Origin of the sequence: Nocardia cyriacigeorgica NBRC 100375 (genome assembly GCF_000308555.1) — a bacterium.
GTDB lineage: Bacteria > Actinomycetota > Actinomycetes > Mycobacteriales > Mycobacteriaceae > Nocardia > Nocardia cyriacigeorgica.
The window spans coordinates 1-21,547 of the sequence record NZ_BAFY01000155.1 but is presented as its reverse complement, the minus strand read 5'-3'; the positions used below and the strand labels follow the sequence as shown (position 1 = coordinate 21,547).

At 68.6% G+C, this 21,547-nt stretch carries 18 protein-coding genes; 16 read left to right on the top strand and 2 right to left on the bottom strand.

Annotated features, from left to right (window positions below; translation table 11 throughout):
- Positions 1-83 precede the first annotated feature (83 nt).
- On the top strand, positions 84-740 hold the full coding sequence (rpe, locus tag RJ05_RS14865) for a ribulose-phosphate 3-epimerase (RefSeq protein ID WP_014351709.1): 657 nt from the start codon (positions 84-86) through the stop codon (positions 738-740).
- Between the two features lie 12 nt (positions 741-752).
- Here rpe and RJ05_RS14860 read toward each other — a convergent pair whose 3' ends face one another.
- A complete protein-coding gene (locus RJ05_RS14860; protein ID WP_036537801.1) occupies positions 753-1,223 on the bottom strand; it encodes a hypothetical protein in 471 nt (156 codons plus the stop codon).
- An 849-nt stretch (positions 1,224-2,072) separates the two neighbouring features.
- Between RJ05_RS14860 and RJ05_RS14855 the strand changes: the two genes are divergently transcribed.
- From RJ05_RS14855 to RJ05_RS14840, 4 genes are all read left to right on the top strand, one after another.
- On the top strand, positions 2,073-2,696 hold the full coding sequence (locus tag RJ05_RS14855) for a riboflavin synthase (RefSeq protein ID WP_036537800.1): 624 nt from the start codon (positions 2,073-2,075) through the stop codon (positions 2,694-2,696).
- 95 nt (positions 2,697-2,791) lie between these two features.
- Complete coding sequence (locus RJ05_RS14850) at positions 2,792-4,036, top strand: bifunctional 3,4-dihydroxy-2-butanone-4-phosphate synthase/GTP cyclohydrolase II (RefSeq protein ID WP_036537799.1); 1,245 nt, start codon at positions 2,792-2,794, stop codon at positions 4,034-4,036.
- 28 nt (positions 4,037-4,064) lie between these two features.
- Positions 4,065-4,544, top strand: a complete 480-nt coding sequence (gene ribH / locus RJ05_RS14845) for a 6,7-dimethyl-8-ribityllumazine synthase (RefSeq protein ID WP_036537798.1) — start codon at positions 4,065-4,067, stop codon at positions 4,542-4,544.
- A 3-nt stretch (positions 4,545-4,547) separates the two neighbouring features.
- On the top strand, positions 4,548-5,057 hold the full coding sequence (locus RJ05_RS14840) for a PH domain-containing protein (protein WP_051016585.1): 510 nt from the start codon (positions 4,548-4,550) through the stop codon (positions 5,055-5,057).
- 268 nt (positions 5,058-5,325) lie between these two features.
- On the opposite strand, the gene RJ05_RS14835 is transcribed toward RJ05_RS14840, so the two are convergent.
- Positions 5,326-7,275: a gamma-glutamyltransferase family protein gene (locus tag RJ05_RS14835; RefSeq protein ID WP_036537797.1), complete on the bottom strand. Its 1,950-nt coding sequence runs from the start codon at positions 7,273-7,275 to the stop codon at positions 5,326-5,328.
- A 190-nt stretch (positions 7,276-7,465) separates the two neighbouring features.
- Between RJ05_RS14835 and RJ05_RS14830 the strand changes: the two genes are divergently transcribed.
- From RJ05_RS14830 to tpiA, 11 genes are all read left to right on the top strand, one after another.
- Positions 7,466-8,272: an NmrA family NAD(P)-binding protein gene (locus RJ05_RS14830; RefSeq protein ID WP_036537796.1), complete on the top strand. Its 807-nt coding sequence runs from the start codon at positions 7,466-7,468 to the stop codon at positions 8,270-8,272.
- Positions 8,273-8,560: 288 nt separating this feature from the next.
- Positions 8,561-10,222, top strand: coding sequence for a sigma-54-dependent Fis family transcriptional regulator (locus tag RJ05_RS14825; RefSeq protein ID WP_051016584.1), 1,662 nt, complete (start codon positions 8,561-8,563; stop codon positions 10,220-10,222).
- Between the two features lie 84 nt (positions 10,223-10,306).
- Positions 10,307-11,815: an aldehyde dehydrogenase family protein gene (locus RJ05_RS14820; RefSeq protein WP_036537795.1), complete on the top strand. Its 1,509-nt coding sequence runs from the start codon at positions 10,307-10,309 to the stop codon at positions 11,813-11,815.
- Positions 11,816-11,843: 28 nt separating this feature from the next.
- Positions 11,844-12,962 carry an NDMA-dependent alcohol dehydrogenase gene (locus RJ05_RS14815; protein WP_036537794.1) on the top strand — a complete coding sequence of 373 codons (1,119 nt, stop codon included), beginning with the start codon at positions 11,844-11,846 and terminating at the stop codon, positions 12,960-12,962.
- A 112-nt stretch (positions 12,963-13,074) separates the two neighbouring features.
- Positions 13,075-15,099 (top strand): excinuclease ABC subunit UvrC, encoded by a 2,025-nt coding sequence (gene uvrC, locus RJ05_RS14810; protein WP_036537793.1) that lies wholly within the window; start codon positions 13,075-13,077, stop codon positions 15,097-15,099.
- 89 nt (positions 15,100-15,188) lie between these two features.
- Positions 15,189-16,142 (top strand): RNase adapter RapZ, encoded by a 954-nt coding sequence (gene rapZ / locus RJ05_RS14805; protein ID WP_036537792.1) that lies wholly within the window; start codon positions 15,189-15,191, stop codon positions 16,140-16,142.
- Positions 16,139-17,185, top strand: a complete 1,047-nt coding sequence (locus RJ05_RS14800) for a gluconeogenesis factor YvcK family protein (RefSeq protein WP_036537791.1) — start codon at positions 16,139-16,141, stop codon at positions 17,183-17,185. Before rapZ ends, RJ05_RS14800 begins: the two co-directional genes overlap by 4 nt.
- The gene (gene whiA / locus RJ05_RS14795) at positions 17,176-18,159 is read left to right on the top strand and encodes a DNA-binding protein WhiA (protein ID WP_036537790.1); all 984 of its coding nucleotides are present in this window, start codon (positions 17,176-17,178) and stop codon (positions 18,157-18,159) included. Before RJ05_RS14800 ends, whiA begins: the two co-directional genes overlap by 10 nt.
- A gap of 156 nt (positions 18,160-18,315) precedes the next feature.
- Positions 18,316-19,332: a type I glyceraldehyde-3-phosphate dehydrogenase gene (gene gap, locus RJ05_RS14790; RefSeq protein ID WP_036537789.1), complete on the top strand. Its 1,017-nt coding sequence runs from the start codon at positions 18,316-18,318 to the stop codon at positions 19,330-19,332.
- Positions 19,333-19,337: 5 nt separating this feature from the next.
- Positions 19,338-20,558, top strand: coding sequence for a phosphoglycerate kinase (locus RJ05_RS14785; protein WP_036537788.1), 1,221 nt, complete (start codon positions 19,338-19,340; stop codon positions 20,556-20,558).
- Positions 20,558-21,343: a triose-phosphate isomerase gene (gene tpiA / locus RJ05_RS14780; RefSeq protein WP_036537787.1), complete on the top strand. Its 786-nt coding sequence runs from the start codon at positions 20,558-20,560 to the stop codon at positions 21,341-21,343. Before RJ05_RS14785 ends, tpiA begins: the two co-directional genes overlap by 1 nt.
- The last annotated feature ends 204 nt before the right edge of the window (positions 21,344-21,547 follow it).

The following is a 21,547-nucleotide window of genomic DNA, read 5'->3' as shown; positions in this document are numbered from 1 at the left end:
TGACCCGTCCCGCAGTCGCGGCGACCGCCGGTTTAAACTCCCGCCTTGTGTCCACGCCGACGTTCTCCCGCCCCGAGTCCCCGATGATCGCCCCGTCGATCCTTTCCGCCGATTTCGCTCATCTCGCGGACGAGGCGAATGCCGTGTCCACTGCCGACTGGCTGCATGTCGATGTGATGGACGCGCATTTCGTGCCGAACCTGACATTGGGGTTGCCGGTGGTGGAGAGCCTGTTGAAGGCCACCGACATTCCGCTGGACTGTCATCTGATGATCGAGGATCCGGGCCGCTGGGCGCCGCCGTATGCGGAGGCGGGCGCATACAACGTGACCTTCCACGCGGAAGCCACCGATGACCCGGTGGCGGTGGCGCGCGATATCCGGGCGGCAGGGGCGAAGGCGGGTCTGTCGGTGAAGCCGAATACGCCGATCGAGCCGTATCTGGAGATCCTGCGTGATTTCGACACGCTGCTGGTGATGAGCGTCGAGCCCGGTTTCGGCGGGCAGTCCTTCATTCCGCATGTGCTGGACAAGGCCCGTACGGTGCGACGGCTGGTGGACTCGGGGGAGCTGCGACTGGTGGTGGAGATCGACGGCGGTATCAATGCCGACACCATCGAGCAGGCCGCCGAGGCCGGTATCGATTGTTTCGTCGCGGGATCCGCGGTCTACAACACCGCGGATCCCGGCGCCACCGTGGAGACGCTGCGCAGGCAGGCCGCCACGGTGTGGGCGCGTTGACCGGGGTGGCCGCTATCCGCGGCTGATCGCGCGGGTGCCGAGTGCCCGGGTGGCCTCGATGACGGAGCTTTGCGGTGGCCGGTCGGTGCCGCTTTCGGGGGCCTGCACCCAGCTGCGGTAGCCGGTGCGTTCGTCGTCGGGGGAGGGCAGCACGATGTGGCTGCCCGCGCTGGCGACGGTGGCGTAGAGGCGGAAGAGTTCGGCCGATGCGGCGGCGCTGAGGATGTCGGGGCGAGTGGGGCCGGTGAGGAAGGTCCACCGCCGCGCGCGTGGGTGGGCGACGACGGGGCCGGCGATGCCCGCCAGGCGCAGCCGCTGCTGTACTTGTTCGCCGAGTTCGGCGGGTATGGTGATGGCGCCGTAGCGGGCGCCCATTTTCAGGAGTATGCGTCGTGAGGTGGGGTCGATAACGGCTGGGAACTGGAATTCGCGCCGATAGGTGACGCAGCGGTTTTCCAGTGTGAAATCGACGAGCGTGGTCACGCCGCACCCCCGGTGGTGTGGTTTTCGCTGGTGGATGTGTGCTGATCGACGGGATCGGTGTCCGCGTCGATCTCGATTCTGTCCACGGTGATCTTTCGGCTTCCTGGAGTGGTGGATGTGCCTTGTCCTGCGGTGGCGCCGCCGCGCGATCGGCCTCGTGGCGTCGTCGGCCGGGCACATGCGGCCGGTAACCGGAATGGATTGGTGCACAACGACATATCGGGTGCGGTGTCCATCTGTCCGGTAGCCGGATGTGCTGGTCGATGGTGAGGTATCACGTGTGGCGTGCCGAGATCGAACTGCCGTGTAGGACTCTGCCGTCCGTGTCACTCTGCCGTACGGAAAAGCTGGTGCTGTTGAACGGTCGGAGTCGGCTACATAACGATTTTGCGACAATCTCGGCCCTCGTGCAAGCGATTGCGGAAATTGATGTTTCGGCGATGTCTCGCCCGGGCACGGACCGTACGGGCGCTGGATGACATTCTTGTGTGCGTTTCACAAAAAGCGATCCAACAAAGGCTACGGACCGAACGAACGGTATTTTTCTGAAGTCCGATAAAGAATGTGCCGCCATAAAATAATCCGTGCTCGCCGAGCCGGGCCGACACGGCCCAACGGTCGGATTCCGCGGCGCGTCACGGGCCCGCCGTCCGGCGTGGCTTCGGTCGGCGAGTCGGTCGGGCACCGGCGGATGCACCCGGCGGCCCGCCCCGGACCGGTCCGGCCGCGCTGACCGCGTCCCTCGCCGCTCACTAGGCTTCGATCACGAGCACGGCACGTCATCGGGAATACCGGTCCCGGTCTCGACCGTTCCGCAACCGGAAGACCACACGCGACAGGGAGTCAGGCATGTTCACAGGCATCGTCGAGGAGCTGGGCGAGATCGTCGCCACCGAGCAGCTGGCCGACGCCGCGCGGTTGACGATCCGGGGCAAGCTGGTGACCTCCGATGCCGGCCACGGCGACTCCATCGCGGTCAACGGGGTATGCCTGACCGTCGTCGATGTGATCGACGGCGATTGCTTCACCGTGGACGTGATGGCCGAGACCCTCAACCGCTCCAGCATCGGCGGTCTGACCGCGGGCGCCGAGGTGAATCTGGAACGCGCCGCCGCACTGAACAGCCGCCTCGGCGGGCACCTGGTGCAGGGCCACGTCGACGGCACCGGCACCGTGCTCGCTCGCACGCCATCGGAGAACTGGGAGGTCGTGCGGATCTCCCTGCCCGAGTCCATCGCGAAGTATGTCGTGGAAAAGGGCTCCATCACCGTCGACGGCATCTCGCTGACGGTCTCCGGGCTCGGCATCTCCGAGGCCCCCGCCGCCGACGGCAACCGCGACTGGTTCGAGGTCTCGCTCATCCCGACCACCCTGTCGATGACCAACCTCGGTACCGCCGCGCCCGGCACCCTGGTCAACCTGGAGGTCGACGTCATCGCCAAGTACGTCGAACGCCTCCAGCAGCGCGGCTGAGCACACCGTCCACCAGGCGGACCACTGCCTCCGGAGTGACAGTTCCGACCCAGTAGTGTGGGGTGGCACCTTATTCGAGATGGAGCACAACAGACGTGACCAGGTTCGACAGCATCGAGCGCGCAGTCGCCGATATCGCCGCCGGTAAGGCGGTTGTCGTCGTCGACGACGAGGACCGGGAGAACGAGGGCGACCTCATCTTCGCGGCCGAGAAGGCCACCCCGGAGCTGATGGCGTTCATGATCCGCTACACGTCGGGCTATATCTGTGTGCCCCTCACCGGTGACGACTGCGACCGCCTCGGCCTGCCGCCGATGTACGCGCTGAACCAGGACAAGCACGGCACCGCCTACACGGTGTCGGTCGACGCGAAGGAAGGCGTCAGCACCGGCATCTCCGGCGCCGACCGCGCCACCACCATCCGGCTGCTCGCCGACGCCGACGCCAAGGCCGACGACTTCACCCGGCCCGGCCACGTGGTGCCGCTGCGCGCCAAGGACGGCGGCGTGCTGCGCCGGCCCGGCCACACCGAGGCCGCGGTCGATCTGGCGCGCATGGCCGGGCTGCGTCCGGCCGGTGTGATCTGCGAGATCGTCAGCCAGAAGGACGACGGGCATATGGCCCGCACCGAGGAGCTGCGCGTCTTCGCCGACGAGCACGAGCTGGCGCTGATCTCCATCGCCGACATGATCGCCTGGCGGCGCAAGCACGAAAAGCATGTGGTGCGCGTGGCCGAAGCGCGCATCCCCACCGTGCACGGCGAGTTCACCGCGGTCGGCTACCAGAGCATCTACGACGAGGTCGAGCATGTGGCGCTGGTGCGCGGCGACATCCTCGACGGTGACGACGTGCTGGTGCGAGTGCATTCGGAATGCCTGACCGGTGACGTGTTCGGTTCGCTGCGCTGTGATTGCGGCCCGCAGTTGGACGCCGCGCTGGAGATGGTGGCCGCCGAGGGCCGCGGTGTCGTGCTCTATATGCGCGGGCATGAGGGCCGCGGCATCGGCCTGATGCACAAACTGCAGGCCTACCAGCTCCAGGATTCCGGCCACGACACCGTCGACGCGAACATCGAACTCGGCCTGCCCGCCGACGCCCGCGACTACGGGACGGGCGCGCAGATCCTGGTCGACCTCGGCATCCGTTCGATGCGGCTGCTCACCAACAACCCCGCCAAGCGGGTCGGACTCGACGGTTACGGGCTGCGGATCACCGAGCGCGTGCCGATGCCGGTGCGCGCCAATGCCGAGAACCTGCGGTACCTGCGCACCAAGCGCGACCGCATGGGCCACGACCTGATCGGGCTCGACGACCTGGATCTGGGAGAGACCGCGCAGTGAATCCGGCCGGACGGAAAGGCGAGAACCGATGAGCGGTACCGGCGTACCCACCTTCGCGCTCGAGGATGCCAAGCAGCTCAAGCTCGGCATCGTCGCCTCGCGCTGGCACACCCAGATCTGCGACACCCTGGTCGCCAATGCCGAACGCGTGGCCAAGAAGGCCGGTGTGCGCGAGTTGACGGTGGTGCGCTGCGCCGGCGCGATGGAATTGCCGGTGGTGGCCCAGGAACTGGCCCGCACGCACGACGCGGTCGTCGCGCTCGGTGTGGTGATCCGCGGCGACACACCGCATTTCGAGTACGTCTGCGACGCGGTCACCGCGGGCCTGACCCGGGTCTCGCTCGACGAGAGCACCCCGGTCGCCAACGGTGTGCTCACCACCAACAACGAGAAGCAGGCGCTGGACCGGGCCGGATTGCCCGGCTCCGCGGAGGACAAGGGCGAGCAGGCCTGCGCCGCCGCCCTGGATGCCGCGCTGACCCTGCGTTCGCTGCGCGGGTCGAACTAGCCGATGCCCGTCGTTCGGATCTGGCGCAGGAACGCGGGCCCGGCCCCGGCCGGCTCGGCCACCGAGCAGCCGGTCTGGGATCTCGAGGTGCGCCCGCGCCGGGCCCGGCGCACCGCGGTCATCGTCGCGGTGCTGTTGGTGATCGCGTTCACCGCCGCCGGGGTCTTCCTGCGGGTGGGGTCGACCGGCGTGCATTTCCGGGTGCTCGATCAGTTCGCCATGGCGGGGATCGGTGTGCTCGGCGCGTGCGCGGTGCTGCTGCTGACCCGTCCACGGGTGCGGGTCGGGCCCAAGGGTGTGGTGGTCCGCAATGTGCTCGGCGACAACGAGTTTCCGTGGAAATACATTCGCGGGGTCTCGTTCCCGGACCGTAAGTCCTGGGCGCGGCTGGAACTGGTCGACGACGATTACGTCCCGATGCTGGCCATCCGCTCCAATGACAAGGAGTACGCCGCCGACGCCCTCGAACGGCTGCGCGAACTGGGGGCCAAGTACAGCGGTTCCGGCAGCTGACGAGCGCCCGGGATCGGAGCCTGCTCAGCCGGCTCTACGGGAGGGGTGGATAGGCCGGGGTTTCCGCGACGTCGACGAGCGCCACGACCGAAGTGCCGCCAGCGCACCGTATCAGCGCTGAACTCGCCGGGTGCATGACGACGCCGCGGTCGGCCGAGCCGCACAGCCGCGGGCCCGGCAGGTCAGACGGACGAGCGGGCTCGTACGGTTGTCGCGCCGATCGCCGCGTGCGTAGGTCAGCGGCGATCGGCGCGACAACCGGGTCCGATCAGCGGGTATCGCCGAGCACTTCACCCTCACGACGCGGATCGGCGCCACCGATCCAGCCGTCGCCGTCGCGGCGGACCACGCTCAGCCCGCTCGTCTGCGGCGCCACCGACACCTGATGTCCGAGTTCGCGCAGCTTCACCACCAGCGGATCGTGTGCACCGTCATCGGTGGCATCGATGGCCGGGTGTTCACCGCCCACCCCGGTGACCGGCGTATTGGCTGATCCGAACGACACCGCCGAGATCGCCTGCTGCGGATCCAGGCCCCAATCCAGCATGCCGACCAGCGTTTTCACCACGAACTGGATGATCACCGACCCGCCGGGCGATCCGGCGACATGGGTGAGCTCACCGCGTGAACCGTCGGCCGCGTCCGCGAAGACCAGTGTCGGGCTCATCGAACTCCTCGGACGCTTGCCCGGCTCGACTCGGTTGGCCAGCGGCAACCCGTCCTCGCCGACGGGCTCGGCGGAGAAGTCGGTGAGCTGGTTGTTGAGGAAGAATCCGTCGACCATGTGGAACGAACCGAAGGCCGATTCCACGGTGGTGGTCATGGCGGCGGCATTGCCGTAGGAGTCGACGATGGAGATCTGGCTGGTGCCGTGTTCGGGCGGCTGCGGTCCGACCCCGACCGGTACCGGGCCGAAGTCGCCGGGTTGGGCGGTCCCCATGCTGCGGCCGGGATCGATCAGCGCGGCCCGGCCCTTCAGGTACTCCGGGTTCACCAATGTCTCGGGTGAATTGCCCGGCAGCGGCACGTAATCGGTATCGGCGACGTACTTGTTGCGGTCGGCGTAGGCCAGCCGCTCGGCTTCGGAGATCAGATGTACCGCTTCGGCTTTCGGCTTACCGCCGTTGCGGTCGACGTTGTCGGGGCCCATAGCGGCCAGGTCGAAATTGGCCAGGATGCCGAGAGTGGCGGCGACGGTGATCCCGCCCGACGACGGCGCGGGCATGCCGCAGATCTCGTGCTCGCGATAGTCGGTGCACAGCGCGGTGCGTTTCTTCGGTTGATAGTTCGCCAGGTCCTCGGCGGTGATCAGGCTGGGAGTCCGGCCACCGGAGCCGGAGGTCGCGGCCTCGACCACGTCCTGGGCGATGGCTCCGGTGTAGAAGGCGTCGGCGCCGTCGGTGGCGATCGCGTTCAAGGTCTTCGACATCGCCGGATTGGTGAGCACCTCGCCCGCCGGTTTGGGGGAGCCGTCAGGGTTGAGGAAGTAGGCCCTCGCGGCCTCGTCCACCGCGAGATTCGGTGCTGATTCGGCAATCTGGCCGGCCAGGCGCGGACTGATCTCGAAGCCGCGATCGGCCAGCGACACCGCCGGGTCGAACAGGTCGGCCCACGGCGTCTTGCCGTGTTCGCGATGGGTGAGTTCGAGCATGCGCACCACCCCGGGCACGCCGATGGAGCGACCGCTGGCGCGGGCATCCGGCTTCGGTTCGGTGCGGTCGGTGTCACTGACCCAGCGCAGATAATTCTCGGTCGCGGCGGCGGGCGCGGTCTCGCGGCCGTCATAGGCCTCCACGGAATTGCTCGCGGCGTCGTAATAGACCAGGAAAGCGCCGCCGCCGATACCGGAGGCCTGCGGTTCGACCAGCCCGAGCACAGTCTGCGCGGTGATCAGCGCGTCGGCCGCGGTGCCGCCGTCGCGCAGCACCTCGCAGGCCGCCTGGGTGGCGAGCGGGTTCGCCGTCGACACCGCATAGGTCGCGGTGCGTACCGGTGTCATATCGCTGCGGTAGCCGGACGCGATCTCGGGATTAGTGCTCAGGTTCTGGGTCGTGGTCGCCCCACCGGGCGTGGCGGGTGCGGCGGTGAGTGGGGTCCCGTTGGGTGTCGTGGTGCAGGCCGCGGTGCCCTCGGATTCCTCCGAACACCCGGCCGCCAGTGAGATCACGAGCGCCGCAACCACGGCCGCTCCCGTCCGAATCTGTCGCGCGCGCGTCATGAGACGGACCTTAACCGTTGCCGCCCACAAACGTGCCGCGATCATTCCCAGAGCTTCAGACATGGTGGATTCTGCCCTGCCGGAAGCCGACCCACGTGCCGGACCAGCCCCCGGACCTGTGCCGGGGCTTCTGCCGTTGACCTCAACAAAGGTTGAGCTCATAGCGTCGGGTGCGGAAGGGAGTTCAACGATGTCGATATTGGTAACGGGCGCAACAGGAAACACCGGACGGCACGTGGTGGCGGAGCTGCTGCGCCGAGGCCACAGCGTGCGGGCGCTCACCCGGGATCCGGAACATGCGGCGGCAGTGCTGCCCGCGGGCGCGGACATCGTGGTGGGCAGCCACACCGAGCCGGACACTCTCGATGCGGCATTGGCCGGAGTGACGGGTCTGCATATCACGGTCACCTCAGGGGTGGCCGCGACCGGACCGGAGCTCGTGCGCCGTGCCGTGGCCGCGGGCGTCGAGCGCATCACCATCCTGTGGGGCGGTCATGTCGGTCCCGCCGAAACCGCGGTCGCAGAATCCGGCGTCGCCTGGACCAGGCTGGAGCCCCAGGAATTCATGTGCAACACCCTCGGCTGGGCCGACTCGATCCGGGCGGCAGGCGTGGTGCGTGAGCCGTTCGACTTCCCGAGCGCTGTCGTGCACGAGGCCGACCTCGGTGCGGTGGCGGCGATGGCCCTGACCGAGGACGGGCACGCGGGCCGGGCATACAACCTGTCCGGGCCGCGAGCGCTGACCGTTCGCCAGCGGGTCGCCATGCTGGCCGAGGCGATCGGCCGGGAGATCACCTTCGAGCAGATGACCAGACAACAGGCCATCGACCGGCTGACGGCCACCGGCGTCTCGCTCGCCGACGCCGAGTACGTGATCGGGTGGTATGCCGACCCGCCGGCATCGGCCCGCACCCCGGACGGCGTGCTCGAACAGGTCCTCGGGCGTGCGCCGCGCACCTTCGAGGAATGGCTCACCGAGCACAAGGACCGGTTCTGACGGTCGCAAGGCCGTGACTCGGGCCTGGCGCGCATCCGGATTCCGGCCCGGCGCGGGCCCGCTCTGGCTACCATCTGGAGAACCCGGATGCGACCGGGTTCGAGGACCGCGCACCGCGCTGCTCGGGCGCGAACGGAGACCGGCTCCGCTCGCGCCCGATCGGAGATCGGCACACCCGCGGTCGCGGTGTATCGGATAGGCGAGGTCGGGTCCCGGCCGTTCCCAGTGCGACGCAGGCCACGGATCGGGCTCGGTGACCCAGTCGCCGGGCTCCTCCGGAGGAACGAGATGTCGGTCGAAACGCTCGGACAGGGCCCGGCAGCGCCCGGCCCGCGGCCGGATATCGCGCTGTCGTGGCAGCGGTCGCAGCTGTGTGGCGTCGACCCGGGCGCCGACCTGGACACCGATCCGCACACCGAGGTCGACAGCGCGGGCCGGTTGCTGCACGCGGCGCGGCCGATCCTCGACGAACTGGCCGCGCAGCTGTCCGGGACCGGGCTCGCGGTCCTGCTCGCCGACGGCGACGGGCGCATCGTCTCGCGCGTGTTCGACGGCAGCACCACGGCCAGATGGTTCGAGCGGGCCGGGGTGGTGGTGGGTTCGATGCTCGGGGAGGATCGTGCGGGCACCAACGCACTCGGCACGCCGCTCGAGCTCAAACGCCCCATCGTCATCAACGGCTGCGAGCACTACCTCGAGCGGTTCAAGGACATGAGCTGCTACGGCCAGCCGATCATCCACCCGGTCACCCGCCGCGTCGAAGGGGTGCTCGATCTGACTGCCCGCGGCGCCCAGGCCAACCCCCTGTTCGCGCCGTTGGTGGCGCGCGCCGTGGCCGATATCGAAGCGCGACTGCTCGCCGGGCGCCGCGCCGCCCAGCAGCGGCTGATCGAGGCCTTCCAGCGGGCGCCCGCACAACGCAATATCGCTGTCGCCGCGATCGGCGGTGACGTGGTGCTGGCCAATCCGGCCGCGATGGATCTATTCGACCAGACCGACCATCACACGCTGCGGGAACTCGCGCTGGACCTACGTCCGGGCGGAACGCGGCGGATAAACCTGGAACTGTCCTCGGGCGAGCGGGCCGTCGTGGAAGCCGACGGCATCCCCGGCACGGACGGCGGCGCGCTGTTCGTGGTGCGGCTGCGGTCCGGGCAGCCGGTCCCGCGCACCCGTGTGGGCGCGGGCGACCGGCTTCGGGACCGGTTGCGGTCGGTGGCAGCGGGCGCGGGGGCGGTGGTGGTGGCGGGGGAGCCGGGCACCGGTCGCAGCACCGTCATCGTCGAGGTGGTCGGTGACGCCGAAGCCGTCCACGTCGACGCCGCCGACCTGTCCGGTCCGGGCGTCCCCGCGTGGTTGCGCGCGGTGTGCGAACGTGAGCGCCGGCCGGCGTTCCTGGTGATCGACGGGGTCGATCGGCTGGCGCCCGACGCGGTGGACGCCGTGGCAGAGTTCGTCCGGACCACGGATGCGCCCCGCGTGGTGCTGTCGAGCGGACCGGGCGCCGCCCCCACCCCGCAGCTGTCGGCGTTGCTGGCCGGCTGTCCGCACCGGGTGAACCTGCCGCCACTGCGGGAGCGGCGCACCGATATCGCCGAGATCGCCGCCCGGATGCTGGCCGGCATCCACCCCGGACTGCGCCTCACCGCCCAGGCGCTGGGCGCACTGCGGGCCGGGCAGTGGCCGGGGAACCTGACCGAGCTGCACGCGGTGCTGGCGCAGGCGGCGAGCAGCGTCCGCGGCGATCGCATCGATCTCGCGGATCTGCCCGGGCCGTACCGGATCTCGCCGCGGGTGGCCCGGTTGTCGGAACGGGAACTGGCCGAACGCCGGATCATCATGGCGGCCCTGTCCGACAGCGGCGGCAACAAAGTGCACGCCGCGCGCAGGCTCGGGATGAGCCGGACCACCCTGTACGCGCGGATGCGGTCCCTCGATATCGACCGCTGACGGTGTCCAGAGATTGAACAGTTAGCGTGCGCCGATCCATCGGAATATGGCCTGTGTCACAGACCGATTCCCCTGGAGGTACGTATGACAGCGGTGTCCGAGTTCCCGATCCGGACGCAGGTTCGCAGCTTTCTCGATCGGCCCAAGCGGCTGCTCATCGGTGGTGAATGGGTCGATGCCGCCTCCGGGCGTACCTTCGCCACCGAGGATCCCGCGACCGGCGCCGCCCTCGCCGAGGTGGCCCACGGCGGCGCCGAGGACGTCGATCGCGCAGTCCGCGCGGCGCGCCAGGCCTTCGACGACGGCCCGTGGCAGTGGATGAAACCGAACGAGCGCGAGCGGCTGCTCTGGCGCGTCGGCGACATCCTGTCCGAGCGCGCCGCGGAGTTCGGCGAGCTGGAGGCGCTCGACAACGGTAAGTCCGCGGGCATCGCCACCGCGGTGGACACCGCGTGGGCCGCCGATGTGTTCCGCTACTACGCCGGTTGGGCCACCAAGATCGAGGGCTCGACGGTCGAGGTCTCTATGCCGTTCGCCCCCGGCGCTCAGTTCCACGCGTACACGCTGCGCGAACCGGTCGGCGTCTGTGGGCTGATCGTGCCGTGGAACTTCCCGCTGCTCATGGCGTCGTGGAAACTCGCGCCCGCGCTCGCGGCCGGGAACACGGTGGTGCTCAAGCCCGCAGAGCAGACGCCGCTGACCGCCCTGCTGCTCGGTGAGGTCTTCCAGGAGGCGGGCTTCCCGCCCGGCGTGGTGAACATCGTGACCGGTTTCGGTGATGCCGGCGCCGCCCTGTCCGCCCACGACGGCGTCGACAAGATCGCTTTCACCGGCTCCACCGAGGTCGGCAAACTCGTCGTCGACGCAGCGCGCGGCAACCTCAAGAAGGTGTCGCTCGAGCTCGGCGGCAAGAGCGCGAATGTGGTGTTCGCCGACGCCGATTTCGAGGCGGCGGTCACCGGATCGGTGAACGCGTGGCTGTTCAATCACGGCCAGTGCTGTGTGGCGGGAACGCGGTTGTTCGTGGAGGACAAGATCTTCGACGACTTCACCCGGGCCGTCGCCGACGCCGCCGCGGCCGTGAAGATCGGTCCAGGCCTGGATCCGGCGACCGAACTCGGCCCGCTCGTCTCGCAGGAGCAGTTCGACCGCGTGACCGGTTATCTGCAAGCCGGACTCGCCGACGGCGCCCGCGCCCTCACCGGCGGCAAACGGTACGGGGAGACCGGGTACTTCGTGGAGCCGACCGTATTCGTCGATGTGCGACCCGAATTCAGCATCGTGCGTGAGGAGATCTTCGGCCCGGTCGTCGCGGCGCTGCCCTTCAACGCCGACGACGGGATCGGCGCGGCGGTCACGGCCGCCAACGATTCGCCCTACGGGCTGGCCGCGGGTGTGTGGACCCGCGACGTCACCAAGGCCCACCGCACCGCGCGCCTGTTGAAGGCCGGGTCGGTCTGGGTCAACCAATACAACGGCTTCGACACCGCGATGCCCTTCGGCGGCTACAAGCAGTCCGGCTGGGGTCGCGAGCTCGGTGCCGCCGCCATGGACCTGTACCTGCAGACCAAGTCCGTCAACGTCGCCCTCTGATCGCGACCGCTACCGTCAGGAGAATGCCGTGAAAACCACCGCAGCCGTGCTCATCGACGCGGGCAAGCCTTTCGAGATCATGGAACTCGACCTGGACGGGCCCGGTCCCGGCGAGGTCCTCATCCGCTACACCGCCGCCGGACTCTGCCACTCCGACCTGCATCTCACCGACGGCGATCTGCCGCCCCGCTATCCCATCGTCGGCGGCCACGAGGGTGCGGGTGTCATCGAGGAAGTGGGGCCGGGCGTCACCAAGGTGCAGCCGGGTGACCACGTGGTGTGCAGTTTCATCCCGAACTGCGGGCACTGCCGCTACTGCTCCACCGGCAGGCAGAACCTCTGCGATATGGGCGCCACCATCCTCGATGGCTGCATGCCCGACGGGACCTTCCGATTCCATGGCAACGGAATGGATTTCGGTGCCATGTGCATGCTCGGCACCTTCGCCGAACGGGCCACCATCTCCGAGCACTCGGTGGTCAAGGTGGACAACTGGCTGCCGCTCGAGACCGCTGTTCTGGTCGGCTGCGGTGTGCCGTCGGGCTGGGGCAGCGCCACCTACGCGGGCAATGTCCGGGTCGGTGACATCACCGTCGTCTACGGCATCGGCGGGCTCGGCATCAACGCCGTCCAGGGTGCGGTGCACAGCGGCGCCAAGTTCGTCGTGGTGGTCGATCCGGTGCAGTTCAAGCGGGAGACGGCGGTGAAGATGGGTGCGACCCATGCCTTCGCCACCGCCGAGGAGGCCGCGGCGAAGGTATCCGAACTGTCCTGGGGACAAGGCGCCGACCAGGCCATCATCACCGTCGGGACGGTCACCGAGGAGGTCGTGTCGGCCGCGTTCGACATCGTCGGCAAGGGCGGGACAGTGGTGGTGACCGGGCTCGCCGATCCGGCGAAGCTGACCGTCCACGTCTCCGGTGCGATGCTCACCTTGAACGAGAAGACGATCAAGGGCACGCTCTTCGGCTCGGCCAACCCGCAGTACGACATCGTGCGGTTGCTGCGTCTCTACGACGCGGGTCAGCTGAACCTGGACGATCTGGTCACCACCCGGTACCGGCTCGAGGACATCAACCAGGGGTATCAGGACCTGCGTGACGGGAAGAACATTCGGGGTGTGCTGATCCACGGCGACGCCGGCTGAGGTCGCTCTCGCTGCCGGGTGTCCCCTGTGGTGCACCCGGCAGCGGCGGTGACCGGGGGCCGAGCAGCCTCCCACGGCGGAGTTTGTCGGAGGGCGTCGATAGGCTGGATGGGTGGCAGATCCCGCGACGTACCGGCCCAAGCCGGGCACGATTCCCGTCGAACCCGGTGTGTACAAGTTCCGGGATTCCTACGGGCGCGTCATCTACGTCGGCAAGGCCAAGAGCCTGCGCTCCCGGCTGAACTCCTACTTCGCCGACGTGGCCTCGCTGCATCCGCGGACCAGGCAGATGGTCACCACCGCCGCGAGCGTCGAGTGGACGGTGGTGTCCACCGAGGTCGAGGCGTTGCAGCTGGAATACAACTGGATCAAGGAATTCGATCCACGCTTCAACGTCCGCTATCGCGACGACAAGTCGTACCCGGTGCTCGCGGTCACCTTGAACGAGGAGTACCCGCGGCTGTTCGTCTACCGCGGCGCGCGGAAGAAGGGGGTCCGCTACTTCGGCCCCTACGCCCACGCCTGGGCCATCCGCGAAACCCTCGACCTGCTGCTGCGCGTGTTCCCCGCGCGCACCTGCTCGAACGGAGTGTTCAAGCGGCACAGCCAGATCGGGCGGCCGTGTCTGCTCGGCTACATCGACAAATGCTCGGCGCCGTGCATCGGCCGGGTCAGCGCCGAGGAGCATCGCCGCATCGTCGAGGACTTCTGCGACTTCCTGGCCGGGCGCACCGACCGCATGGTCCGCGAACTCGAACGCCGCATGCACCAGGCCTCCGATGAGCTGGACTTCGAGACCGCCGCCCGCCTGCGCGACGACGTACAAGCGCTGCGCCGGGCGCTGGAGAAGCAAGCCGTGGTGCTCGGCACCGGTACCGACGCCGACGTGATCGCCTTCGCCACCGACGAGCTCGAGGTGGCGGTGCAGATCTTCCACGTGCGCGACGGCCGGGTCCGCGGTCAGCGCGGCTGGGTGGTCGATAAATCCGGTGACGCCGTCGACGTGCCCGAGGCCGGCGGGGAGATGGCGGCGCTGGTGGAACAGTTCCTCACCCAGTTCTACGGCGAACAGGCCGCCGTCGCCGCCCAGGGCGCCGAAGAACAGCCCACCGTGGTGCCGCGCGAGGTGCTGGTCCCCGAGCTGCCCGCCGATGTGGAGCAGGTGCAGCAGTGGCTGTCGCAGCTGCGCGGTTCGGCGGTGCAGGTGCGGGTGCCGCGCCGCGGCGACAAGAAGGCGCTGGCCGAGACGGTGCAGCGCAACGCACAGGAGGCGCTGGCCCAGCACAAGCTGCGCCGCGCAGGCGATCTCACCTCCAGATCCGCGGCCCTGCAAGATATTCAGGACGCCCTGGATCTGGACACCGCGCCGCTGCGGATCGAATGCGTCGACATCAGCCATGTGCAGGGCACCGATGTGGTCGCCTCGCTGGTGGTGTTCGAAGACGGGCTGCCCCGCAAATCGGAATACCGGCACTACGCCATCAAAGAAGCCGCCGGTGAGGGCCGCTCCGACGACGTCGGCAGCATCGCCGAGGTCACCAGGCGGCGCTTCGGCCGGCTGCGCCGCGAACGCGACGCCGCCGAACGGGTCGAACTCGACACCCCCACCGCCCCCGACGGCACCCCGCCCGAGGACATCGAGGACGCGCCCACCTCGCTGCCGGGGATCGACCCCGCGACCGGTAAGCCGCGCAAGTTCGCCTACCCGCCCAACCTCTATGTCGTCGACGGTGGCGCACCACAGGTCGCCGCGGCCGCCGAGGTGCTCGATGAACTCGGCATCACCGACGTCGCGGTGATCGGCCTGGCCAAACGCCTCGAAGAGGTGTGGGTGCCCAACGAACCCGACCCGGTGATCATGCCCCGCACCAGCGAGGCGCTCTACCTGCTGCAACGGGTACGTGACGAGGCGCACCGCTTCGCCATCACCTTCCACCGCAGCAAACGCTCACGCCGGATGACGGCCTCGGCGCTGGATTCGGTGCGCGGATTGGGCGCTGCCCGGCGAACCGCGCTGGTCACGCACTTCGGATCGGTCGCCAAATTGAAGGAGGCGACCGTGGAGGAGATCACCGAAGTGCCCGGTATCGGGGTCGCCACGGCCCAGGCGGTGCTGGCCGCCTTGCGCGGAGATTAGCCCCGGTCGCGTACGTTGTGTAACTGCACCGGATACCGAATTCGGTGCGACATGATCGAGAGGCATCCAGACAACAGATCCGGTGGTACATGACACGCGTCGAATCGAACAGCAGCGGCCATGCCCCCGGGCCCGCCGCAGCGCGCGGCGGGCCCGCCGGTGCGCAGGTAGAGGTCGTTCTGGTGACCGGTTTGTCCGGAGCGGGGCGCGGTACCGCGGCCAAGGTGCTCGAGGATCTCGGCTGGTACGTCACCGATAATCTGCCGCCCGAACTGATCGGGCGCATGGTCGAGCTCGGCGCCGCCGCCGATCCGCCGATCCGGCGGTTGGCCCTGGTCATGGACGTGCGTAGCCGGTTCTTCACCGGCGATCTCTCGGTGGTCACCGAGCAGCTGCGTGAGCGCGGTGTGAAGACCAGGGTGTTGTTCCTGGAAGCCTCCGACGACGTGCTGATCCGCCGGTTCGGTTTCGCCCGGCGCCGCCATCCCCTGCAGAGCGAGAGCGCCGACGGCACGCTGTCGGCGGGTATCGCCGCGGAACGGATCCGGCTCTCGGCGGTCAAGGCCGCTGCCGACGTCGTCATCGACACCACCGAACTGTCCATTCATCAGCTGCACCGCAAGCTCGAGGAGGCCTACGGCGGCGGCGCCTCGGCCGCCCTGCAACTGACGGTGCAGTCCTTCGGGTTCAAGTACGGGGTACCGCTGGACGCCGACATGGTGTTGGATGTGCGTTTTCTGCCCAATCCACACTGGATACCGGAACTGCGGGAACATTCTGGACAGGAGTCGGTGGTCAGCGAGTACGTGCTGTCGCGTCCGGGTGCGGACGACTATCTGCGTACCTGCCATCACCTGCTCGACCTGGTCACGAACGGTTACCGCCAAGAGGGGAAGCGATACATGACGGTGGCAGTGGGGTGCACCGGCGGCAGGCACCGCAGCGTGGCGATCGCCGAGGCGCTGGGTGAATCGTTGCGCACCGACTCCGACGGGGTCGTCGACGTGGTGCGCGTGGTCCATCGGGATCTGGGGCGCGAATGACGGGATGGGACGCCAACCCCGCCATCGTCGCCCTCGGCGGCGGGCACGGTTTGTACGCGACGCTGACCGCGGTGCGGCGGCTGACCACCCGGATCAGCGCGGTGGTGACCGTGGCCGACGACGGCGGCTCGTCCGGTCGATTACGCGCCGAGCTCGGTGTACCCCCACCGGGTGATCTGCGCATGGCGCTGGCGGCGCTGGCCGCCGACGCCGACGGCGTGTGGACCCGCACGGTGCAGCACCGCTTCGGTGGCACCGGCGCGCTGGCCGGGCATTCGGTCGGCAATCTGATCCTGGCCGGGCTCACCGAGGTGCTCGGCGATCCGGTCGCCGCGCTGGACCAGGTCGCGGCGCTGCTCGGAGTCACCGGACGGGTGCTGCCGATGTCGCCGATCGCCCTCGATATCGAGGCCGACGTGTCCGGGCTGGAAGCCGACCCGCGGGTGAGCCGCTGCATCCGCGGGCAGGTGGCGGTGGCGACCACGCCGGGCAAGGTCCGCCGGGTGCGGCTGATCCCCTCCGACCCGCCCGCGAGCCCGGAGGCCACCTCCGCGGTCGAACACGCCGACGTGGTGGTGCTCGGCCCCGGCTCGTGGTTCACCAGTGTGATCCCGCATGTGCTGGTCCCCGAGCTGCGCGACGCGCTGGTCTACACCAGGGCGCGCAAGGTGCTGGTGCTGAATCTGGCCGCCGAGCCCGGGGAGACGGCGGGATTCTCCGCCGAACGCCATCTGCATGTATTGTCCCAGCACGCACCGGATTTCGCGGTCGACGATGTGCTGGTCGATTCCGGCTGCGTGCCCGAGGGCAGAGAGCGTGAACATGTGGCAAGAGCGGCCGAACAGTTGCGAGCGCGGGTAGTCTTTTCCGATGTCGCCGACGCGGGAACGGACCGGCACCATCCCGGAAAGCTTGCCGCCGCACTGGATCGTTTGATCCGGGAACCTCGGCCGACCATGTCAGGGCTTCGAGTCGAGGGACGGCACATGGGTCAGGATGTGCGGTCCGGGTTGGGTGGAAAGGAGCGCGTCTCGTGGCGATGACAGCCGAAGTGAAGGACGAGCTGAGCAGGCTCGCGGTGTCCCAGGTGAGTTCGCGCAAGGCGGAACTGTCCGCCCTGCTGCGCTTCGCCGGTGGGCTGCACATCGTCGGCGGGCGGGTGATCGTCGAGGCCGAGGTGGACATGGGCTCGATCGCGCGCAGGCTACGACGCGAAATCTTCGAGCTCTACGGCTACGGCTCGGACGTGCATGTTCTCGGCGCCGGCGGGCTCCGCAAGACCTCGCGCTATGTGGTGCGGGTGTCGAAGGAAGGCGAGGCGCTGGCCCGCCAGACCGGCCTGCTCGACGTGCGCGGCCGTCCGGTGCGCGGGCTGCCCGCCCAGGTGGTCGGCGGCAGCGTCGGCGACGCCGAAGCCGCTTGGCGCGGTGCGTTTCTCGCCCACGGTTCGCTCACCGAGCCGGGTCGATCCTCGGCGCTCGAGGTCAGCTGCCCCGGTCCGGAGGCGGCCCTGGCACTGGTGGGTGCGGCGCGCAGGCTCGGCATCTCGGCCAAGGCCCGCGAGGTGCGCGGCACCGACCGGGTGGTGGTGCGCGACGGCGAGGCCATCGGCGCGCTGCTCACCAGGATGGGCGCCCAGGACACCCGGCTGACCTGGGAAGAGCGCCGGATGCGCCGGGAGGTGCGTGCCACTGCCAACCGGCTGGCCAACTTCGACGACGCGAATCTGCGCCGATCGGCCCGCGCCGCGGTCGCCGCCGCCGCGCGGGTGGAGCGGGCGCTGGAAATCCTCGGTGAGGAGGTGCCCGATCATCTGGCCGCGGCCGGCAAGCTTCGGGTGCAGCATCGCCAGGCTTCGCTCGAGGAACTCGGCCAGCTCGCCGATCCGCCGATGACGAAAGACGCTGTGGCCGGGCGTATCCGGCGATTGCTGTCGATGGCCGACCGCCGTGCGAAGGAGCTCGGCGTGCCCGATACCGAATCGGCGGTGACCGCCGAACTGCTCGACGAAGCCTGAGTGGATGGGCCCGGTTCGACCGGCCCTGGTCCGGCCGCTCGCAGGGCCGCACCTCACCCGATTCGCAATCGTGAGGTGCATGTCCGCGGGGTTACGGCCGGGCACTACTGTAGGTAGAGACGGAATGAATCCGCTGAAAAGCTGAGGAGCGATAACGTGACTGTCCGGGTAGGCATCAACGGCTTCGGTCGTATCGGCCGTAACTTCTTCAGGGCGGTCGAGGCGCAGAAGGCGCTCGGCACCACCGACATCGAGATCGTCGCGGTCAACGACCTCACCGACATCAACACCCTGGCGACACTGCTGAAGTACGACTCGATCCTGGGCCGTCTGCCCCAGGACGTGTCCGTCGACGGTGACACCATCGTGGTCGGCGACCAGCGGATCAAGGCGCTCGCCATCAAGGAGGGCCCGTCGGCCCTGCCGTGGGGCGACCTGGGTGTCGACATCGTCGTGGAATCCACCGGCATCTTCACCGACGCCGCCAAGGCCAAGGGTCACCTGGCCGCCGGCGCCAAGAAGGTCATCATCTCCGCGCCCGCCTCCGGTGAGGACATCACCATCGTGATGGGCGTCAACGACGACAAGTACGACGGCAGCCAGAACATCATCTCCAACGCCTCGTGCACCACCAACTGCCTGGGCCCGCTGGCCAAGGTGCTCAACGACGAGTTCGGCATCGTCCAGGGCCTGATGACCACCATCCACGCCTACACCCAGGACCAGAACCTGCAGGACGCGCCGCACAAGGATCTGCGCCGCGCCCGCGCCGCCGCGCTCAACATCGTGCCCACCGGCACCGGTGCCGCCAAGGCCATCGGCCTGGTGCTGCCCGAGCTGCAGGGCAAGCTCGACGGCTACGCGCTGCGCGTCCCGGTCCCGACCGGCTCGGTCACCGATCTGACCGCGACTCTGGCCAAGCCCGCCTCGATCGATGAGATCAACGCCGCGTTCAAGGCCGCCGCCGAGGGTCCGCTGAAGGGCATCCTGAAGTACAACGTCGACCCGATCGTGTCCAGCGACATCGTCACCGATCCGCACTCGTCGATCTACGACGCGCCGCTGACCAAGGTCATCGACAACCAGGTGAAGGTCGTGTCCTGGTACGACAACGAGTGGGGCTACTCCAACCGCCTCGCGGACCTCATCGGCGTCGTCGGCAAGTCCCTCTGACGCAGATGGCAGTCAAGACACTCGCAGATCTGCTGGCCGAGGGTGTCGAGGGTCGGGGCGTGCTGGTGCGCTCCGACCTGAACGTCCCTCTCGACGACAACGGCACCATCACCGACCCCGGCCGCATCCTGGCCTCGGTGCCCACGCTGAAGGCACTCGTCGAGGCCGGCGCCAAGGTGGTCGTCACCGCGCATCTGGGCCGCCCGAAGGGCGAGCCGGATCCGAAGCTGTCGCTGGCGCCGGTCGCCGCGCGGCTGGCCGAGGAGCTGGGCCGCAACGTTCAGCTCGCCGGCGACGTGGTGGGTCAGGACGCGCTCGCGCGTTCGGAGGGCCTCACCGACGGTGACGTGCTCATGCTCGAGAACATCCGCTTCGATCCGCGCGAGACCAGCAAGGACGATGCGCAGCGGGCCAAGCTGGCCGCCGCGCTGGTCGAACTGGTGGGCGAGGACGGCGCGTTCGTCTCCGACGGCTTCGGTGTGGTGCACCGCAAGCAGGCCTCGGTCTACGACGTGGCGAAGCTGCTGCCGCATTACGCGGGCACGCTGGTCGCCGCCGAGGTCGAGGTGCTGGCCAAGCTCACCGAGAATCCGGAACGGCCGTACGCGGTCGTGCTCGGTGGTTCGAAGGTTTCGGACAAGCTCGCGGTGATCGAGGCGCTGGCCCCCAAGGTCGACACGCTCGTCATCGGCGGAGGCATGTGCTTCACCTTCCTTGCCGCACAGGGCCTTTCGGTCGGGTCCTCGCTGTTGCAGGAGGAGATGATCGACACCTGCAAGCAGCTGCTGGAGCGTTTCGCCGACGTCATCCACCTGCCGCGCGACATCGTCGCGGCCGACAAGTTCGCCGCCGACGCCGACTCGAAGGTCGTCCCGGCCAACGAGATCCCGGACGGCTGGATGGGCCTGGACATCGGCCCCGAATCGGTCGACCGGTTCGCGGCGCTGCTGACCGAGGCGAAGACGGTGTTCTGGAACGGCCCGATGGGTGTGTTCGAGTTCGACAACTTCGCCGCAGGCACCCGCGGGGTCGCCGAGGCGATTGTGACCGCGACCGGTAAGGGCGCGTTCACCGTCGTCGGTGGTGGCGACTCGGCCGCGGCCGTGCGCACGCTCGGCCTGCCCGAAGACGGTTTCTCGCACATCTCGACCGGTGGCGGTGCGTCGCTGGAATACCTCGAGGGCAAGGAACTTCCCGGCATCAGCGTGCTGGAGGAGGACGCGTAATGGCACGCAAGCCGCTCATCGCGGGCAACTGGAAGATGAACCTCAATCATCTCGAGGCCATCGCCCTGGTGCAGAAGATCGCGTTCGCCCTGCCGGACAAGTATTTCGACAAGGTCGACGTCACCGTCATCCCGCCGTTCACCGATATCCGCAGTGTGCAGACCCTGATCGAGGGCGACAAGCTGCGCATCACCTTCGGCGCCCAGGATGTGTCCGTGCACGACGAAGGCGCCTACACCGGTGAGATCAGCGCGTCCATGCTGGCCAAGCTCGGGTGCAGCTTCGTGGTGGTCGGGCATTCGGAACGTCGCCAGTACCACAACGAGGACGACGCGATCGTGCTCGCCAAGGCCAAGCAGGCGCTGAAGCACGGGATCACCCCGATCGTGTGCATCGGTGAGGGTCTTAATGTCCGCGAGGCGAAGACCCACGTCGAGTACAACCTCGAGCAGCTGCGTGGTTCGCTCAAAGGCCTGACGGCCGAGGAGATCTCGAAGATCGTCATCGCCTACGAGCCGGTGTGGGCCATCGGCACCGGCAAGGTCGCCACTCCCGCCGACGCGCAGGAGGTGTGCGGCGCCATCCGCGGCGAGCTCGCCGAACTGGCCTCGCCCGAGGTGGCGGCGTCGGTGCGGGTGCTCTACGGCGGTTCGGCCAATGCCAAGAACGTCGGCGAACTGGTCTCCCAGACCGATATCGACGGCGCTCTGGTCGGCGGTGCGTCGCTCAAGGGTGACGAGTTCGCCACCCTGTCGGCGATCGCCGCGGGCGGCCCGCTGCCCTGATCGGCGTCCATACGCACTGAGGCCCACCGGACATGGATTCCGGTGGGCCTCAGTCGTTTCGGGTGCCGAGATGCCGCAGGTGCCGAGACGCCGTGGAGTCGAGACGCAACAGGGCCGAGTCATCACGCGGCCGAGACGCAACGCCCGGAGCAGGCCGATAGCCATCGCTGCGAACGCGCTCGGCGCATTCCGAGGAGATCTGGG

What these genes read in the sequence shown, in the direction of transcription:
- rpe (WP_014351709.1), top strand. Translation starts at nt 84, where the DNA reads ATGATCGCCCCGTCGATCCTTTCCGCCGATTTCGCTCATCTCGCGGAC.
- RJ05_RS14855 (WP_036537800.1), top strand. Translation starts at nt 2,073, where the DNA reads ATGTTCACAGGCATCGTCGAGGAGCTGGGCGAGATCGTCGCCACCGAG.
- ribH (WP_036537798.1), top strand. Translation starts at nt 4,065, where the DNA reads ATGAGCGGTACCGGCGTACCCACCTTCGCGCTCGAGGATGCCAAGCAG.
- RJ05_RS14840 (WP_051016585.1), top strand. Translation starts at nt 4,548, where the DNA reads ATGCCCGTCGTTCGGATCTGGCGCAGGAACGCGGGCCCGGCCCCGGCC.
- RJ05_RS14835 (WP_036537797.1), bottom strand. Translation starts at nt 7,275, where the DNA reads ATGACGCGCGCGCGACAGATTCGGACGGGAGCGGCCGTGGTTGCGGCG.
- RJ05_RS14830 (WP_036537796.1), top strand. Translation starts at nt 7,466, where the DNA reads ATGTCGATATTGGTAACGGGCGCAACAGGAAACACCGGACGGCACGTG.
- RJ05_RS14825 (WP_051016584.1), top strand. Translation starts at nt 8,561, where the DNA reads ATGTCGGTCGAAACGCTCGGACAGGGCCCGGCAGCGCCCGGCCCGCGG.
- RJ05_RS14820 (WP_036537795.1), top strand. Translation starts at nt 10,307, where the DNA reads ATGACAGCGGTGTCCGAGTTCCCGATCCGGACGCAGGTTCGCAGCTTT.
- rapZ (WP_036537792.1), top strand. Translation starts at nt 15,189, where the DNA reads ATGACACGCGTCGAATCGAACAGCAGCGGCCATGCCCCCGGGCCCGCC.
- RJ05_RS14800 (WP_036537791.1), top strand. Translation starts at nt 16,139, where the DNA reads ATGACGGGATGGGACGCCAACCCCGCCATCGTCGCCCTCGGCGGCGGG.
- RJ05_RS14785 (WP_036537788.1), top strand. Translation starts at nt 19,338, where the DNA reads ATGGCAGTCAAGACACTCGCAGATCTGCTGGCCGAGGGTGTCGAGGGT.
- tpiA (WP_036537787.1), top strand. Translation starts at nt 20,558, where the DNA reads ATGGCACGCAAGCCGCTCATCGCGGGCAACTGGAAGATGAACCTCAAT.